Origin of the sequence: Achromobacter sp. RW408 (assembly GCF_003184165.1) — a bacterium.
In the GTDB taxonomy this organism is placed as follows: Bacteria; Pseudomonadota; Gammaproteobacteria; order Burkholderiales; family Burkholderiaceae_B; genus Achromobacter; species Achromobacter xylosoxidans.
The window spans coordinates 485,429-500,920 of the sequence record NZ_QHHO01000040.1 but is presented as its reverse complement, the minus strand read 5'-3'; the positions used below and the strand labels follow the sequence as shown (position 1 = coordinate 500,920).

Sequence of the window (15,492 nt, the reverse complement as noted above, 5' to 3'; positions counted from 1 at the left end):
CCGGCCGGGCCCGGCCGGAACGGCGCGGGCGTGGGGGCGGGGGCGATGACGGGGTTGATGACGGTGGACATGATTATCGGCCGCTCCAGTGGACCACGCGCTTTTCCAGCACCAGGAAAAGGATGTTGAGAACGTAGCCGAGCGCGCCGGCGGCCAGGATCGATGCATACATGTCGCGCACGTTCAGCACCTGCTGCGCATTGATGATGCGGTTGCCCAGCCCGCTGTCCGAGCCGATGAACATCTCGGCCACGATCACGATGACCAACGCCATCGACACGCCGCTGCGCAGGCCGACGAAGGTGGGTTGCAGGCTTTCCCAGATCAGCACGTCCTTGAAGATCTGCCAGCGCGAGGCGCCCATCACCCGCGCCGCCATCACGCGCTGCTTGCGCGCGTTGATGACGCCGTAGGCGCTGTTGAACAGGATCACCAGCACCGCGGCGAAGGCGGCGATGGCGATCTTGTTCATGTCGGTCACGCCGAAGATCATCAGGAACAGCGGGATCAGCGCCGACGACGGCGTCGAGCGGAAGAAGTCCACCAGGAATTCGACGCTGCGGTAGGCCTTTTCATTGCTGCCCAGCAGCACGCCCAGCGGCACGCCGATCACGCCGGCGATGACGAAGGCCTGCAGCGTGCGGCTGACCGAAGCCAGGAAATCGCCCAGCAGCGGGCCGCCGGCCATGCCCTTGGCCAGCGCCACCAGGGTGGCGCCGGGCGTGGGCAGCAGCACCGGGCTGACCAGTTGCAGGCGCACCACCAGGTCCCACACCACGTACAGCGCCAGCGGCCCGATCAGCGGCAGCAGGCGCGCGGCGGTCCAGGTGCGCGGCGGACGGGAGGCGGGCGCTGCGGCAGGCATGCCGGCGCGGGCGGTTTTGCCCGGCGACCCGGCAGCCGGGAGGGCGGCCGCCGATGCGACGGCCGCGTGGCTGGCGCTGCCGGCCGGGGCCGCGCTGGCGCGGTTGGCGTTGATCGCGTCCATGGCTCAGCCCTTGTACAGCATCGAGGCCACGTCCACCTTCTGCGCGAAGATGCCCTTGTCGGCGAACAGGTCGAAGAATTTCTGGAAGTACTGGATGTCGCTGGGGCTGAACTCGTTGTAGAGCGTGTAGGCGGCCAGCGGCACGGCTTCGGTCATGGGGCCTTCGATGGCGGTGTAGCCCTTCATGAAGGGGCGCGCCTCGTCGGGTTTGCTGCGGATCAGCTCGATGCCGCGGGCGTAGGCGGCGATGAATTTCCTGCTTTCCTCGGGATGCTTCTTCAGGAACGCGGTGGTCAGCGAAGCCGAGCCGCCGAACCACGGCGCCATCGGATCGCCCAGCACGTATTTGGCGATCACGCCCGCTTCCAGGACGCGGGTGGTGCCGTTCAAGCGCCCGACCGTGCCGGTGGGCTCGAGCGTGTAGCACGCATCCAACTGGCCGGCGGCGACCGCGGCGACGTGCTGGCTGATCGCCAGCTCGACCACGGTCGCCCCGGTTGCGCCGGCGCGCTCCAGCACTGCTTTGGCCAGCGTGGCATTCTGGATGCCGGGTCCAGAACCGACCTTCTTCCCCTTGAGGTCTGCGATGGATTGGATGGGACTGTCTTTCGCGACGATGAATTCGTCCAGCACGTTCCTGGCGTTGCTGGGATTCGAGGCGAATATCTTGAACAGGCCGGGCGAGGCGATCTCGCCGATGGCCAGGTTGGCCGAGCCGGTGCCGTTGGCGCTGCCGTCGGCGCGGCCCGCCAGCATGGCTTCCATGACCTGCTGGGCGCCGGCGAACTTGAGCGGCTCGACGTTCAGGCCGGCTTCCTTGAAGTAGCCCTTTTCGATGGCGGCGTAGAACGGCAGGCCGGCCGCGACCGGCCAGTAGCCGATGCGGATCACCGGGCCCGACTGCGCCCGCGCCAGGGCCGGCGCGGCCAGCGTGGCGGCGCCCAGCGCGGCGCCTTGCATCAGCCGGCGGCGGGTGGCATTGAAAGCGAAGGGCGCGGGGCGGTCGGTCATGCGGGACTCCTGGTCGGAAAAGTGACGGGCGCTTGTAGACAAGCTTGCATACCAGTCATCAAGCAAGACCCGTGCCAACCGCCTTTTGCCCGGTTTTCGCGCCCCGCGGCGCCATCCGGGCGCGGCGCATGAACCATGCTGGTGCACGCGGCACCGCGAGAGGGCGTGCGTTGCATCATGGCGCGAGCGGCGCGCCAGGCGTTAGGATGTGAACAGGCCGGGGCCTGCCGCCCCGCCGTTCCTGAAAAGGGCGCGTCGCCAGGCGCGCCATGGCGTGGATATGAATACCCGTTTTGTCGAAGCATTCCTGTGGTCCGCCCGGCTGGGCAGTTTTCGCGCCGCCAGCGACCGCCTGCACATCACTCAGGCCGCGGTGGCCAACCGCATCGCCTCGCTCGAGGAGGACATCGGCGCGCGCCTGTTCGAGCGCGATGCCAAGGAGCTGCGGCTCACGGCGGTGGGCACGCGCCTGCTGGATTACGGCGAACGCCTGCTGCAGCTGCGCCAGCAGATCCTGTCGCTGGGCCGCACCGGCGACGAGGTGTTCGGGCTGGTGCGCATCGGCGCCATCGAGACGGTGGTGCACACCTGGCTGATCGGTTTCCTGACGAACCTGCGCTCGACCTATCCGGGCATCGAGGTGCAGCTGACCTCGGAGACCACCCGCGCCCTGCATCGTGGCCTGCGCGAAGGCACGCTCGATATTGCCTTCCAGACCGATCTGCTGACCGACACCGGCGTCATCAGCACGCCCTGCCTGCCGATGGAAATGGGCTGGGTGGGGCCGGCCGGCGATGAAGAGGCGCTGACGGTGCAGCAACTGCTGGGCGAACCGGTGCTGACCATGAGCCCCGGTTCGCAGCCGCATGAGGCATTGAAAGGGCTGTTCCGCGAAGCCGGGCTGCCCCTGGGCAAGGTGCACTGCGTCAGCTCGATCTCGGCGCTGGCGCGGCTGGTGCGCAGCGGCTTCGGCCGCGCGCTGGTGCCCTTGCCGCCGATCTACGAATACGTGGCGCGCGGCGAAGTGCAGATGATCCGCTGCGACGTGCCGGTGCCACCGCAACTGCTGGTGGTGAGCTACCTGGAAGGCGCCGGCTCGGACGCGATCCGGCTGGTGGCCGAACTGGCCTGCCGCGCGTCGGACCAATACACCGCGTCGGTCACGCCGCCAAAATTCGGATCCGCGCAATAGCGTTATCCCTAGGTCGGCGCTCAATAATTTTATTGCTGGCGCGAAAAATTACTCGTTTGTCGGGCATGGCCGCCTCGGCCGAAGATGAGTCCCTTCCGTTATCGCAGGGATTTCTTCGTTCCATGAGCCAAGCCACCACCCCGTCCACGCCCAACGGCATGCTGTTCGTCGCCTGCGACGTCGATCCCGCTTTCGAGACCGATTTCAATCGCTGGTACGACCGCGAGCACGTCGAAGAACGCGTGCGCATCCCCGGCTTCCTGTCGGGCGCGCGCTATTTCTCGCTGTCCGGCGGCCGCAAGTACCTGGGGCTGTACCGCACGCAATCGCTGGGGGCCTTCACCACCGCGGACTACCGCGCCGCGTTCGAGCGCCAGACGCCGTGGTCCGTGACCAACCTGGACCGCATGCGCGATCCGATGCGGCGGGTGTGCGCGGTGCAGGCCGTGACCGGCTTCGGCAGCGGCAGCCACATCGCGGTGCTGCCGCTGGTGTTTGGCGGCGATGCCGAGGCGCTGCGGACGCGGGCGGCCGAGGCGGGCGCGGCGCTGGCCCGGGCCGATGGCTTCGTGCAGTCCTATCTGCTGGCGCCGGATGCCGCCCTGAGCGGTCCGTTGCCGCGCGAATCCACCGAAAACCGCCGCCTCGATCCGCTCTTCGTGATCGAAGCCAGCTCGGCGGGTGTGGCCCAGGCCTTGGGCGAACAGGCGGCCGCGGCCTTCGGCACGCGCGGCGCCGACACCTGGCTGCTGGAGCTGGGCTGGAAGCTGGCCGCGGCCGACTTGTGTTGACGCGCGCCAAGCGCCGCAACGCCACACACAAAGACATGGGGAACCACAATGGCTGAGAACACCTTGCACGCGCCCGCGTCCGCCCACGGCGGCGCGGCGCCCGACAACATGAAGATGAAGAAACTGGCGATGGCCAGTTCGGTCGGCACCACGCTGGAGTGGTACGACTTCACGATCTACAACCTGATGGCGGCGTTGGTGTTCAACGCCATCTTCTTCCCGTCGTTCGACCCGCTGACGGGTACCATCCTGGCGTTCTCGACCTATGCCGTGGGCTACGTCTCGCGGCCGCTGGGCGGTTTCGTCTTCGGCCACCTGGGCGACCGCCTGGGGCGCAAGTTCGTGCTGGTCGCCACCTTGGTCATCATGGGCGTGTCGACCGGGCTGATGGGCATGCTGCCCACCTACGGCACCTGGGGCGTGTGGGCGCCGGTGGCGCTGGTGGCATTGCGCTTCATCCAGGGCGTGGCGCTGGGCGGCGAGTGGGCCGGCGCGGTGCTGCTGTCGATGGAACACGGCAAGCCCGACCAGCGCGGCCGCAATGCGTCCTTCACGCAGGTCGGCCCGTCGTGCGGCACGCTGATCGGCACCGGCTTCATCGCGCTGATCTCGCTGTGGCTCACGCCCGAGGAATTCCAGGCCTGGGGCTGGCGCGTGCCGTTCATGTCGAGCGTGGCGCTGGTGCTGTTCGGCCTGTGGTTGCGCCGCGGGGTCGAGGAAACGCCGGTGTTCCTGGAAATGGAACAGAAGCGCGAAACCGCCAACACCCCGATCAAGGAAGTGCTGGTGCAACACTGGCGCCAATTGCTGGTGGCCGGCGGCTCGCGCATCGGTTCGGACGTGCTGTACGCGCTGGTGGTGGTGTTCACGCTGACCTACGTGACCACCGTGCTGCACCTGTCGCGGCCGCTGGCGCTGGGCGCCACCATGCTGGGCGCGGCGCTCAATGCCATCGCCGTGCCGCTGTGCGGGCATCTGTCGGACAAGATCGGGCGCCGTCCCGTGTACGTGGCCGGCGCGGTGCTGGGCATGATCTGGGCCTTCGTATTCTTCACGCTGATGGACACCGCGCATCCGGTCGCGATCTGCGCCGCCGTGGTGGTGGGCCTGTTGATCCACGCGATGATGTACGGCCCGCAGGCCGCCTTCATCACCGAGCAGTTCCCGGGCCGGGTGCGCTACGCCGGGTCGTCGCTGGCCTACACGCTGGCCGGCATCGTCGGCGGAGGCTTCGCGCCGCTGATCATCGCCAGCCTGTTCAAGTCGTGGAGTTCGACCGTGGCGGTGTCGCTGTACGTGGCCGCCGCGCTGGTGGTGACCGCCGTGTCGGTGCTGGCCGCCAGGGAAACCGCCAAGGCGCCGTTGCAGCGTTGAGCATCCGGCCGGCCTGGCTGGCAGGAAGCCCGGGACCGCTCCCGGGCTTTTTTTTCGTCCCCGGCCCGGTTTTGCTGGCTTTTTCCGTTCGGATAAACGTCAGGTATCTGACTTTTCGCTGAATAACAAACGAAAATTGTTTACACTCGCATCCACAAATTCAAGTGTGGACGGGGCCGCCGCGGGGTGGATTTCGTCCGAGTTACGGGAGAAAGTCGATGCGCAAGTTGTTGTTGGGGGCGGCGCTGGCCGTCGCGGCATTCGGGGGAACGGTTCATGCCGCCACGCAGCCCAAGGCCGTGGTGGCGAACTATTCGGACCTGGCGCTGGCGGGCTATCAAGACGCGCTGACCTCCGCCAAGACGCTGCGCGAGGCCATCAACGCCCTGGTCGCCAAGCCGAGCGCGGACACGCTCAAGGCCGCCCGCCAGGCCTGGCTGGACGCGCGCGTGCCGTACCAGCAGACCGAGGCGTTCCGCTTCGGCAACCCGATCGTCGACGACTGGGAAGGGCGCGTGAACGCCTGGCCGCTGGACGAAGGCCTGATCGACTACGTCGACGCCTCCTACGGCACCGAGAACGACGAGAACGCCTACTACGCGGTCAACGTCATCGCCAACTCCAAGATCTCGGTGGGCGGCAAGACCGTCGATGTCAGCGAGATCACGCCCAAGCTGCTGTCCGAAGTGCTGCACGAGGCCGACGGCAACGAGGCCAACGTCGCCACCGGCTACCACGCCATCGAATTCCTGCTGTGGGGCCAGGACCTGAACGGCACCGGCCCGGCGCCGGCCGACCGCAAGGGCACGCCGCAGGAGCGCCACTCGGGCAACCGCCCGCACACCGACTACGACGTCAAGCAATGCACCGGCGGCAACTGCGAGCGCCGCATCGCCTACCTGAAGGCCGTGACCGACCTGCTGGTGACCGACCTGGAAGAGATGGTCGGCAACTGGCAGAAGGACGGCGCCGCGCGCAAGGCCGTGGAAGAAGACCCCAAGGCCGGCCTGGTGGCGATGCTGACCGGCGTGGGCAGCCTGTCGTACGGCGAACTGGCCGGCGAGCGCATGAAGCTCGGCCTGATGCTGCACGATCCCGAGGAAGAGCACGACTGCTTCTCGGACAACACCCATAACTCGCATTTCTACAACCAGATCGGCATCCGCAACGTCTACCTGGGCGCGTACACCCGCGTCGATGGCAAGCAGGTGTCGGGCGCCAGCCTGTCGGAACTGGTCAAGGCGCGCGATCCGAAGCTGGACGCGGAAGTGCGCGCCAAGCTGGACGCCACCGTGGCCGCCATGCAGGCCATGAAGACCCGCGCCGAGACGGTCGAGACCTACGACCAGATGATCGCCGACGGCAACAAGGAAGGCAACGCCGTGGTGCAGGCCGCCATCGACCGCCTGGTCGACCAGACCCGCAGCCTGGAGCGCGTGATCGCGCTGCTGGACCTGGGCAAGGTCGCCATCGAAGGTTCCGACAGCCTGGACAAACCCGACGCCGTATTCAAGTGAAGCTCGTATTCGCCGCCGTACTGGCGGCGTCGGCCCATGCCGGCGCCGCCGCCGCTCCAACCGCGCCCGCCGGGCGCGACGACCTGAGCGCCGAAGACCTCAAGCGGGTCCTCGCCATCACCGCGCCGACCCGTGATTTCTCCAAGGCCGAAACCTTCGAGACCATGCAGGCGGGCGCCACCACCACCAACAAGCTCATCAACGCCGATATCTTCTCGCAGCCGTCGGCCAACATGAGTTTCGAGCGGCGCCAGGAATTCCAGGTCGGCAACGGCCTGTTCCGCAAGGACTGGGTGTCCGCGCCCGCCTCCACGCAGGCCTCCGACGGCCTCGGGCCGCTGTTCAACGCGCGTTCGTGCCAGGCCTGTCATACCAAGGACGGGCGCGGCTCGGTGCCGGGCTTCGATCCGCTGGAACGTCCCGACGCGGTGGCGCTGCTGCTGCGCCTGGCGGTGCCGGAGGGCCCCGACCGCGGCCATCCGCGGCTGGCGCCGGGCGAGATCGCGCTGCTGCCCGAGCCGGTCTACGGCGTGCAGCTGCAGAACTTCGCCGTGGCCGGCCTGCCGGCCGAAGGCCGCATGGAAATCGAATACACGCCGGTCACGGTCAAGCTCAACGGTGGCGAGACCGCGACGTTGATGAAGCCGGTCTACCGCATCGACAACCTGGGCTACGGTCCGATGCGCAAGGACACGCAGATCTCGCCGCGCCTGGCGCCGCCGATGATCGGCCTGGGCTTGCTGGAATCGATCCACCAGGCCGACATCCTGGCCAACATCGGCGCCGACAAGCGCGACGGCATCGTCGGCAAGGCCAACTGGGTGACCGACGCGCGCACCGGCCAGCGCGTGCTGGGCCGCTTCAACCTGAAGGCCGGGCAGCCCACGGTGGAGCAGCAGAGCGCCGCCGCGTTCTCCAACGACATGGGCCTGTCGACGCCGCTGTTCCCCAATCACCACGGCGACTGTACGCCGGCGCAACCCCTGTGCCTGGAGATGCCGCACGGCGCGCAGCCGCGTTTCGGCCCCGAGGAAGTGCCGGCCAAGCTGATGGACTTCGTCACCACCTATTCCACCAACCTGGCGGTGCCGCAGCGGCGCGACGCCGACGACGCCCGCGTGCTGGCCGGCAAGAAGCTGTTCTACGAGGCCAACTGCGTCGCCTGCCACGTGCCCAAGTACGTCACCAGCCGCAATGCGAAACAGGCCGAGCACCGCTTTCAGCTGATCTGGCCGTACACCGACATGCTGGTGCATGACATGGGGGATGACCTGGCCGACGGCGTGTCCGACGGCTCGGCCAATGGCCGGGAATGGCGCACGCCGCCGCTGTGGGGCATCGGCCTGACCCGGACCGTCAATCCCAACGCCACCTGGCTGCACGACGGCCGCGCCCGCACGCTGCTGGAAGCAGTGTTGTGGCACGGCGGCGCCGGCCAGCCGGCGCGCGATCGCGTGGTGGCGATGACGCCCGAAGAACGCGCCGACCTGATCCGTTTCCTGGAGTCGCTGTAATGGCTATCTTCGTTGCACGCTGGCGCGCGCCGGCCCGCACCCTGGCCGCCGCGCTGGCGCTGGCCTGGCCGCTGGCCGCGGGCGCCGAACTGCCCGCCGACCTGGGCGAGCGCCTGGCGCAGGGCTATGCGCGGCCGGCGGCCGCCGGCATGGTCGCGGCTGCCACCGACCTGGAAGGCGCGCTGGGCCAGTGGTGCGGCAAGCCGGACGCGGACGGCGCCAAGCGCGTGGAAGCCGCCTTTGCCGGCCTGGCGTTGGCGTGGGCGCGGCTCGAACCATTGCGTTTCGGTCCGCTGGTGCAGGCCAATCGTTATGAACGCCTGGCATTCTGGCCCGATACCCGGGGCGTGATGCCCCGGCAGGTGCAGGCCTTGATCGCCGCGCAGGACGCCGAACTGCTCAAGCCGGGCGCGCTGGCGGGCCGCAGCGTGGCGGTGCAGGGCCTGCCGGCGCTGGAATTCGTGCTGTACGGCGAACCGGCAGCGCTCACGCAGACCGCCGCGCCGACCTTCGGCTACGCCTGCGGCTATGCCCGCGCCGTGTCGGCCAACATTGCCGCGATCTCGCGCGACGTGGCGCAGGCCTGGGAAGCCAAGGCCGAGTTCGGCCGCCAGTTCGCGCGGCCCCAGGCGGGCAATGACCTCTACCGCGATCCGCAGGAGGTGGCGGCCGAAGCCATGAAGGCGCTGTCCACCGGCCTGCAGTTCGCGCGCGACGTGAAGCTGTTGCCCGTGCTGGGCGATTCGGCCGAGAGCGCGCGGCCCAAGCGCGCCGCCTTCTGGCGCAGCGGCCTGTCCACGCGCACGCTGGCGGCCAGCCTGGATGGGCTGGCGGCGTTCTACACGGCGGGCGGCTATGCGCTGCCCAAGGGCGAGGACTGGATGCCGGGCGCGGTGCTGGGCGAGCTGGGCAACGCGGCGCGCGCGTTGCGCGAGGCGCCGGCGCCGCTGGAGCAGGCGCTGGCCGACGCGGAAGGGCGGCGCCTGCTGGGACTGGCGGCGCTGACGTTGAAGAACGCCAAAGCCATCGTCGACCAGGACCTGGCGCCGGCACTGGGCGTGACCATCGGCTTCAATGCGCTCGATGGCGATTGATCGAGCGCCGGCCGCGATGCCGGCCGATCCACGCGGGCGACCCGCGCCGCGCGTGGCGGACGGCGCGCCGGCGCGGCCCGCGCGGCGCGAATTCCTGGCATGGGGCGCCGCGGGCGCGCTGGGCGCCACGCTGGCCTGGCCCGGCGCGGCGCTGGCCACGGCGGCGCGCGATGACGCCGCGCTGTACCTGGCGGCGCGCCAGCGCGGCGGCCGCGACGAGGCGGTGGTCCTGGATGCGTCCGGGCAGGACCGCCGGGTGCTGCCAATGCCCGCGCGCGGCCACAGCTTCGCCATCGACGCGGCCGGCGGCCGCGCCGTGGTGTTCGGGCGCCAGCCGGGCTTTTTCGCCCTGGCCTTCGACCTGCGCGGCGAACGCGCGCCGCTCGAACTGCCGTTGCCGCAAGATCGCCATTTCTTCGGCCACGGCGCCTATTTCGATGGCGGCCGCCTGCTGGCCGCCACCGAAAACGATTTCGAAGGCGCGCGCGGCGTGCTCGGCATCTATGACGCCACGCCCGGCGGCGGCTACCGCCGCGTCGGCGAGTACGACAGCGGCGGCATCGGCCCGCACGAAGTCGTCCTGATGCCGGACGGCAGGACCTTGTGCGTGGCCAATGGCGGCATCCTGACCCACCCCGACTACGGCAAGCTCGAACTCAATCTCGATACCATGCGCCCGTCGCTGGCGTACCTGGACGCGGCCAGCGGCAGGTTGCTGGACAAGGTGGAACTGGCGCCCGAATTGCATCGCCTGTCGATCCGCCACCTGGCGCTGGCGGCCGATGGCAGTGTGTGGTTCGGCTGCCAGTACATGGGACCGGCCGGTGACCGCCCGGCGCTGGTGGGCCGCCACCGGCGCGGCGCGCCGGCGCAACTGCACGCCGGACCGGCGGCCACGCTGCGCGAGATGCGCAATTACGTCGGTTCGGTGGCGGCGGACGCCGCCGGCGCGGTTATCGCCACCTCCAGCCCCGTGGGCGGCCGGGTGCTGTACTGGGACGCCGCCAGCGGGGCCTGCCTGGGCGAGACGCGGCTGGCCGACGGCTGCGGCGTGGCGCCGGCGCCGCGCGCCGGTTTCCTTGTCAGCAGCGGGTTGGGCGCCATGCTGCGCACCGATGCCGCGGGCGGCGAACAGCCGCTGCTGGCGCCGTCGCGCGAACGTTCCTGGGACAACCACTTCCGCAAGGTCGCCGGCGCCTGACCGCGCCGTTGCCGCCGCATATCCCTGCGGCTCAGCCAGCGCGCTTTACAAAGCCTGACATACCGGACACCCGCCGGCGCCCTTTCCGCATGACGCATCTGATACAGTTTTCGGCTGTCTTTTTTTGCATGAGGGAGCGACAACGATGGAAGACGCCTTGAAGGAATTCAATGCCTGGGCGCCCAGGCTGGTGGACCTGGGCATCAATCTGCTGGTGGCCTTGCTGATCCTGGTCATCGGCTGGTGGGTGTCGACGCTGCTGGGCCGCTGGGTTCGGCGCATCGCCACGCGTTCCAGCAAGATCGACCCGACCATCGTGCCGATGTTCTACAGCACCGTGGTATGGACGGTGCGCATCTTCACGCTGATCGCGGTGCTGGCGCGCTTCGGGGTGCAGACCGCCAGCCTGATCGCGGTGCTTGGCGCCGCCGGCCTGGCCGTCGGCCTGGCGCTGCAGGGTACGCTGCAGAACATCGCGGCCGGCATCATGCTGCTGATCCTGCGCCCGGTGCGTGCCGGCGAATACGTCGGTTTGAGCTCCGGCGCCGAAGGCACGGTCGAGGAAGTCGGCCTGTTCCTGACGCGCCTGATCCAGGTCGACGGCATCCACCTGACGCTGCCCAACAGCACCGTCTGGAACGCCACCATCACCAACTACAGCCGCAACAAGACCCGCCGCCTGGATATCCCGGTGCCGGTGCGCTATGGCGATGACCTGAACGCGGTGCTGACCAAGCTGCAGGACATCGTCGCGGCCAATCCGAACGCGCTGAAGGATCCGCAGCCGCTGGTGAAGGTGGTCGACTACAAGGAAAGCGGCGTGGTCGTGAACGTGCGGGTGTGGGCCGACGCCGCCAAGTACTGGGACCTGCGCTGGGGCCTGTACCAGGACATCCGCCTGTCGCTGGAGGCCGCGGGCTTCCAGGCGCCGATCCCGCTGCGCGAGATCCAGAACCCCAAGGCCAGCGAGCCCAAGGCTGGCGCCGCGGCCTGAGCGTATGGCCTGCAATGAAAAGGGCGTCCCGGCCGATGGCGGGACGCCCTTTTTCATGGCGCGGCGTGGACCGCGTGCCGGGCTCAGGCCTGCACCGCCAGCCGCGCCAGTTCGGCCTTGATCCAGCCGGCGATCTCGCGCTGGCGCTGGGCCGGCATGCGGTCGATGATGGCCGTGACGCTGACCGCCAGCAGCGGCGCGCCATGGTTGTCGAGCAGGGCGCAGCCCACGCCCAGCGCGCCGCGCACGGCATGGTTGCCCACCACCGAATAGCCGCGGGCGCGGGTGTTTTCGATCAGGCGGAACATCTCTTGCGGCGTCATGCCGCCGTATTCGTCCAGCCGGCTGGAGTTGCGCTCGACGATGCCGCGCGCGACGTCGTCGGGCAGTGCGGCCAGCAGCGCCATGCCGCCCGAGCCCACGCCCAGCGGCTGGCGCTTGCCGGCGTAGGTCGCCAGGATCTGCACCGGATAGCTGCCGATCTCGCGATGCAGGCTGATGGAGTCGTCTTCATCGCGCACCACCAGGAACACGGCGTCGCCGGTGCGGTCGGCCAGGCGCCGCAGCACCGGCAGCAGCTGGCGCACGCGCGGATCGCGCGAGCGGGTGTCGGGGTCCACCGCCAGCTGGGCGCGGTACTTCTTGGTGCCCGTCACCGGCAGCACCAGGCCCGCGTCGAGCAGGGCCGCCAGCAGGCGGTAGATGGTGGGACGCTGGATGCCCGTCAGGCGGGCGATATCGGTCACGCTGAGCCCATCGGGGCCCTGGTCCCGCAGGGCGGCCAGAACGGCCAATCCGCGCCGCAATGTGCGGGGGCCTGCGGCCGCGGCATCGCTGTCTTGCATGCAACTCTCTGAAAACTTGGGGGTTATGGCGCAATGGTCAAGGGAAAACCATAGTCCGTAGCGTGGACTCTACCTTGATGCTCCGCTCGTGTATAGATCAGAATGCAGCATCCAATAATTCGAATCGTCCATTTAATGGACAGTATCAGCACGGAGACTATATGAAGACCGGTCAAAAGCCTGGACTGCGGCGTCTTGCCGCCACGCTACTGGCTACCGCCGCAAGCGCTTTCGCCATGGGTTCCGCCCAGGCCGCCTATCCCGACAAACCTGTCCGCATCGTGGTCGGCTTTTCCGCCGGCGGCACCACCGACGTGATTGCCCGCATCATGGCCAAGGAGCTCACCGAGAGCCTGGGCCAGTCGTTCGTGGTCGAGAACAAGCCGGGCGCCGGCAGCAACATCGCCACCGACATGGTGCAGCGCGCCGCGCCGGACGGCTACACGCTGCTGTTCGTGGCCGTCACCAGCGCCATCAACCAGACGCTGTACAAGAACGTCACGTTCGACCTGACGAAGGACTTCACTCCGGTGGCGCTGGGCGCCAAGGTGCCGAACATCCTGGTGGTGAACCCGCAGGTGCCGGTCAAGACGGTGCAGGAACTGGTCGACTACGCCAAGAAGAACCCGGGCAAGCTGGCGTTTGCCTCGTCGGGCAGCGGCACCTCGATCCACATGGCCGGCGAGCTGTTCAAGATGAAGGCCGGCATCGACGTGCTGCACGTGCCGTACAAGGGCAGCGCCCCGGCCATCACCGACCTGATCGGCGGCCAGGTGCAATTCATGTTCGACAACATGCCGTCGGCCTGGCCGCACGCGCAATCGGGCAAGCTGCGCGCGCTGGCGGTGACCACGTCGGACCGCTCCAAGAGCGCGCCGGACCTGCCCACCATGCAGGAATCGGGCTTCGCCGGCTTCGACGTATCGTCGTGGTTCGGCCTGATCGCGCCGGCCGGCACGCCGCCGGAAGTGGTCAACAAGCTCAACGCCGCCATGGTCAAGGCGCTGGACAAGCCCGAAGTGCAGACCAGCTTCGAAAAACTGGGCGCCGTGGGCGTCAAGACCACGCCGGCCGAATTCGGCCAGTTCATCAAGTCGGAAGTGGAAGGCTGGGCGCCGGTGGTCAAGGCGTCGGGCGCCAAGGTCGACTGAGCACGCGCTTCGTGCCGCGGCGGGCCAACCGCCGGCGGCCGATGACGGGGGACGGGCAGATGCCCGTCCCTATTTTTTTGGGCCGCCGTCGCGACGCGCCGCGGCCAGCATGGCGGTGCAGACGCCGCGCATCATGTCGACCTCGTCGCGCGTCAGGGCCACCCGGGAAAAAAGGTGCCGCATCCGCGGCAGCAATTTCTTGGGATGGGCCGGGTCCAGGAAGCGCACACCCACCAGCGCTTCTTCCCAGTGCGCCAGGAAGGCCTGTACCGCTTCCCCGGAGGCTGGCTCGGCCCCGCGCGAGGGCGCTTGCGCGGTGGAGGCGGGCAGCAGGGCGGCGCCCTGGTCCACCAGCAGCGCGTAGCGCAGCTCCCAGGCCGCCAGCTGCAGCGCCTGGGCCACGTTCAGCGAGCTGTATTCGGGATTGGCCGGGATATGGCAGATGCGGTGGCACAGCCCGATCTGGGCGTTGGTCAGGCCGGCCCGCTCGGTGCCCAGCACGATGGCCGCGCAACCTTCGGCGGTTTCCGCGAGGTGGGCGCAGGCCAGGTCGGCGGCCTGGCGGATGTCGCAGGGCGGGGGGCCCAGGTCGCGCACCCGGGCGGTCAGGGCGAACGCCAGGGTCACGGGCGCCAGCGCCTCTTCCAGGGTATCGTAGATGCGCGCGTTCTCCAGCACGTCCAGGGCGCCGCTGGCCAGGGCCACGGCCTCCGGCTGGCTGGTTACATCGGCGAATTTGGGCCCCACCAGCACCAGTTCCGAGAAGCCCATGGTCTTGATCGCGCGGGCCGCCGAACCGACGTTTCCGGGGTGGCTGGGGTTCACCATGATGAAGCGAACGCGTGAAAATGCTTGAGTCATTTAAAATGGCACGTTTGGCTTAGTGCCTTCCTGGTTTTTTGGGCCGGTTTCCCCCTGTCGGGGGGCGGCGGATCCGGGGGGGTGGCTAGCGGCCTACCCACCGCATACGTACGGAATTTTATGCACCCGATGCTCAACATCGCCATCAAGGCGGCCCGGCGTGCCGGCACCATCATCAACCGTGCCAGCATGGATTTGGAACGACTCAGCGTGGCTCGCAAGGGGCCGCGCGATTATGTCACGGAAGTGGATCGCGCCGCCGAGGAGTCCATCGTCGAGACGCTGCGCGCCGCCTACCCGGACCATGCCGTCCTGGGCGAGGAATTCGGCTTGCAGGGCCCCGACCAGGCGGAATTCCAGTGGATCATCGATCCGCTGGACGGCACCACCAACTTCATCCATGGCCTGCCCAACTACGCCGTGTCGATCGCGCTGACCCAGCGCGGCCAGGTCACGCAGGCGGTCATCTATGACCCGTCGCGCAACGAACTGTTCACCGCCAGCCGTGGCAGCGGCACGTTCCTGAACGACCGCCGCGTGCGCGTCTCGGGCCGCACCCGCTACCACGAGGCCCTGCTGGGCGCGCACTGGCCCAACTCGGGCGACCTGGAACAAGGCTCGCAGCGTTTCCGCACCATGGCCGAAGGCAGCACCGGCGTGCGCCGCCTGGGCGCCACCGTGCTCGACCTGGCCTACGTCGCCTGCGGTCGCCTGGACGGCTTCTGCGGCGTGGGCCTGAAGCCCTGGGACCTGGCGGCCGGCAGCCTGATGGTGCTGGAAGCCGGCGGCCTGGTCGCCGACTTCGACGGCGAACAAGGCTGGATGGATTCGGGCAACGTGCTCGCCGCCAGCCCGAAGATCTTCACGCAGATGCTGTCGGCGCTGAATCCGACGCCGGCTGCCTGAGCGCGCTTCGTTGCCTCCCCAAAACCCGCCACCACGGCGGGTTTTTTGTTTGG

Annotated in this window: 14 protein-coding genes; 10 read left to right on the top strand and 4 right to left on the bottom strand. The window is 68.7% G+C overall.

Going from position 1 to position 15,492, the window contains the following annotated elements:
* Positions 1-73 precede the first annotated feature (73 nt).
* Positions 74-865, bottom strand: coding sequence for an ABC transporter permease (locus DK459_RS09860; protein ID WP_026384433.1), 792 nt, complete (start codon positions 863-865; stop codon positions 74-76).
* Between the two features lie 126 nt (positions 866-991).
* Positions 992-1,999 carry an ABC transporter substrate-binding protein gene (locus DK459_RS09855; RefSeq protein ID WP_006386527.1) on the bottom strand — a complete coding sequence of 336 codons (1,008 nt, stop codon included), beginning with the start codon at positions 1,997-1,999 and terminating at the stop codon, positions 992-994.
* A gap of 280 nt (positions 2,000-2,279) precedes the next feature.
* Between DK459_RS09855 and DK459_RS09850 the strand changes: the two genes are divergently transcribed.
* The 8 genes from DK459_RS09850 (at position 2,280) to DK459_RS09815 (ending at position 11,676) form a co-directional block, all read left to right on the top strand.
* Entirely contained in the window at positions 2,280-3,191 is a 912-nt protein-coding gene (locus tag DK459_RS09850; RefSeq protein ID WP_035182522.1) for a LysR family transcriptional regulator, read from the top strand.
* A gap of 122 nt (positions 3,192-3,313) precedes the next feature.
* On the top strand, positions 3,314-3,982 hold the full coding sequence (locus DK459_RS09845) for a DUF4286 family protein (protein WP_070542687.1): 669 nt from the start codon (positions 3,314-3,316) through the stop codon (positions 3,980-3,982).
* 48 nt (positions 3,983-4,030) lie between these two features.
* Positions 4,031-5,356 carry an MFS transporter gene (locus DK459_RS09840; protein WP_070542684.1) on the top strand — a complete coding sequence of 442 codons (1,326 nt, stop codon included), beginning with the start codon at positions 4,031-4,033 and terminating at the stop codon, positions 5,354-5,356.
* Positions 5,357-5,574: 218 nt separating this feature from the next.
* Positions 5,575-6,873: an imelysin family protein gene (locus DK459_RS09835; RefSeq protein WP_020928897.1), complete on the top strand. Its 1,299-nt coding sequence runs from the start codon at positions 5,575-5,577 to the stop codon at positions 6,871-6,873.
* Entirely contained in the window at positions 6,870-8,387 is a 1,518-nt protein-coding gene (locus DK459_RS09830; protein ID WP_053499334.1) for a di-heme oxidoredictase family protein, read from the top strand. Before DK459_RS09835 ends, DK459_RS09830 begins: the two co-directional genes overlap by 4 nt.
* A complete protein-coding gene (locus DK459_RS09825; RefSeq protein WP_080747583.1) occupies positions 8,387-9,481 on the top strand; it encodes an imelysin family protein in 1,095 nt (364 codons plus the stop codon). The genes DK459_RS09830 and DK459_RS09825 overlap by 1 nt, the downstream gene beginning before the upstream one ends.
* Positions 9,462-10,682 carry a DUF1513 domain-containing protein gene (locus DK459_RS09820; RefSeq protein ID WP_223203217.1) on the top strand — a complete coding sequence of 407 codons (1,221 nt, stop codon included), beginning with the start codon at positions 9,462-9,464 and terminating at the stop codon, positions 10,680-10,682. Before DK459_RS09825 ends, DK459_RS09820 begins: the two co-directional genes overlap by 20 nt.
* 145 nt (positions 10,683-10,827) lie before the next feature.
* Complete coding sequence (locus DK459_RS09815) at positions 10,828-11,676, top strand: mechanosensitive ion channel family protein (protein ID WP_006386533.1); 849 nt, start codon at positions 10,828-10,830, stop codon at positions 11,674-11,676.
* Between the two features lie 83 nt (positions 11,677-11,759).
* Here the strand turns inward: DK459_RS09815 and DK459_RS09810 are convergent, their stop codons facing one another.
* Complete coding sequence (locus DK459_RS09810; RefSeq protein ID WP_006386534.1) at positions 11,760-12,521, bottom strand: IclR family transcriptional regulator; 762 nt, start codon at positions 12,519-12,521, stop codon at positions 11,760-11,762.
* A 161-nt stretch (positions 12,522-12,682) separates the two neighbouring features.
* Here DK459_RS09810 and DK459_RS09805 point away from each other — a divergent pair, with 161 nt between their 5' ends.
* Entirely contained in the window at positions 12,683-13,672 is a 990-nt protein-coding gene (locus DK459_RS09805; RefSeq protein WP_006386535.1) for a tripartite tricarboxylate transporter substrate binding protein, read from the top strand.
* Between the two features lie 69 nt (positions 13,673-13,741).
* On the opposite strand, the gene DK459_RS09800 is transcribed toward DK459_RS09805, so the two are convergent.
* Positions 13,742-14,533, bottom strand: coding sequence for an RNA methyltransferase (locus tag DK459_RS09800; protein ID WP_006386536.1), 792 nt, complete (start codon positions 14,531-14,533; stop codon positions 13,742-13,744).
* A gap of 120 nt (positions 14,534-14,653) precedes the next feature.
* Between DK459_RS09800 and DK459_RS09795 the strand changes: the two genes are divergently transcribed.
* Entirely contained in the window at positions 14,654-15,439 is a 786-nt protein-coding gene (locus tag DK459_RS09795; protein ID WP_006386537.1) for an inositol monophosphatase family protein, read from the top strand.
* Positions 15,440-15,492 lie beyond the last annotated feature (53 nt).

Bases quoted from the DNA above. Each gene is read 5' to 3' on its own strand.
- DK459_RS09835 (WP_020928897.1), top strand. From the start codon at position 5,575: ATGCGCAAGTTGTTGTTGGGGGCGGCGCTGGCCGTCGCGGCATTCGGG.
- DK459_RS09860 (WP_026384433.1), bottom strand. From the start codon at position 865: ATGCCTGCCGCAGCGCCCGCCTCCCGTCCGCCGCGCACCTGGACCGCC.
- DK459_RS09845 (WP_070542687.1), top strand. From the start codon at position 3,314: ATGAGCCAAGCCACCACCCCGTCCACGCCCAACGGCATGCTGTTCGTC.
- DK459_RS09800 (WP_006386536.1), bottom strand. From the start codon at position 14,533: ATGACTCAAGCATTTTCACGCGTTCGCTTCATCATGGTGAACCCCAGC.
- DK459_RS09820 (WP_223203217.1), top strand. From the start codon at position 9,462: ATGCGCTCGATGGCGATTGATCGAGCGCCGGCCGCGATGCCGGCCGAT.
- DK459_RS09810 (WP_006386534.1), bottom strand. From the start codon at position 12,521: ATGCAAGACAGCGATGCCGCGGCCGCAGGCCCCCGCACATTGCGGCGC.
- DK459_RS09815 (WP_006386533.1), top strand. From the start codon at position 10,828: ATGGAAGACGCCTTGAAGGAATTCAATGCCTGGGCGCCCAGGCTGGTG.
- DK459_RS09795 (WP_006386537.1), top strand. From the start codon at position 14,654: ATGCACCCGATGCTCAACATCGCCATCAAGGCGGCCCGGCGTGCCGGC.
- DK459_RS09850 (WP_035182522.1), top strand. From the start codon at position 2,280: ATGAATACCCGTTTTGTCGAAGCATTCCTGTGGTCCGCCCGGCTGGGC.
- DK459_RS09840 (WP_070542684.1), top strand. From the start codon at position 4,031: ATGGCTGAGAACACCTTGCACGCGCCCGCGTCCGCCCACGGCGGCGCG.
- DK459_RS09825 (WP_080747583.1), top strand. From the start codon at position 8,387: ATGGCTATCTTCGTTGCACGCTGGCGCGCGCCGGCCCGCACCCTGGCC.
- DK459_RS09855 (WP_006386527.1), bottom strand. From the start codon at position 1,999: ATGACCGACCGCCCCGCGCCCTTCGCTTTCAATGCCACCCGCCGCCGG.
- DK459_RS09805 (WP_006386535.1), top strand. From the start codon at position 12,683: ATGAAGACCGGTCAAAAGCCTGGACTGCGGCGTCTTGCCGCCACGCTA.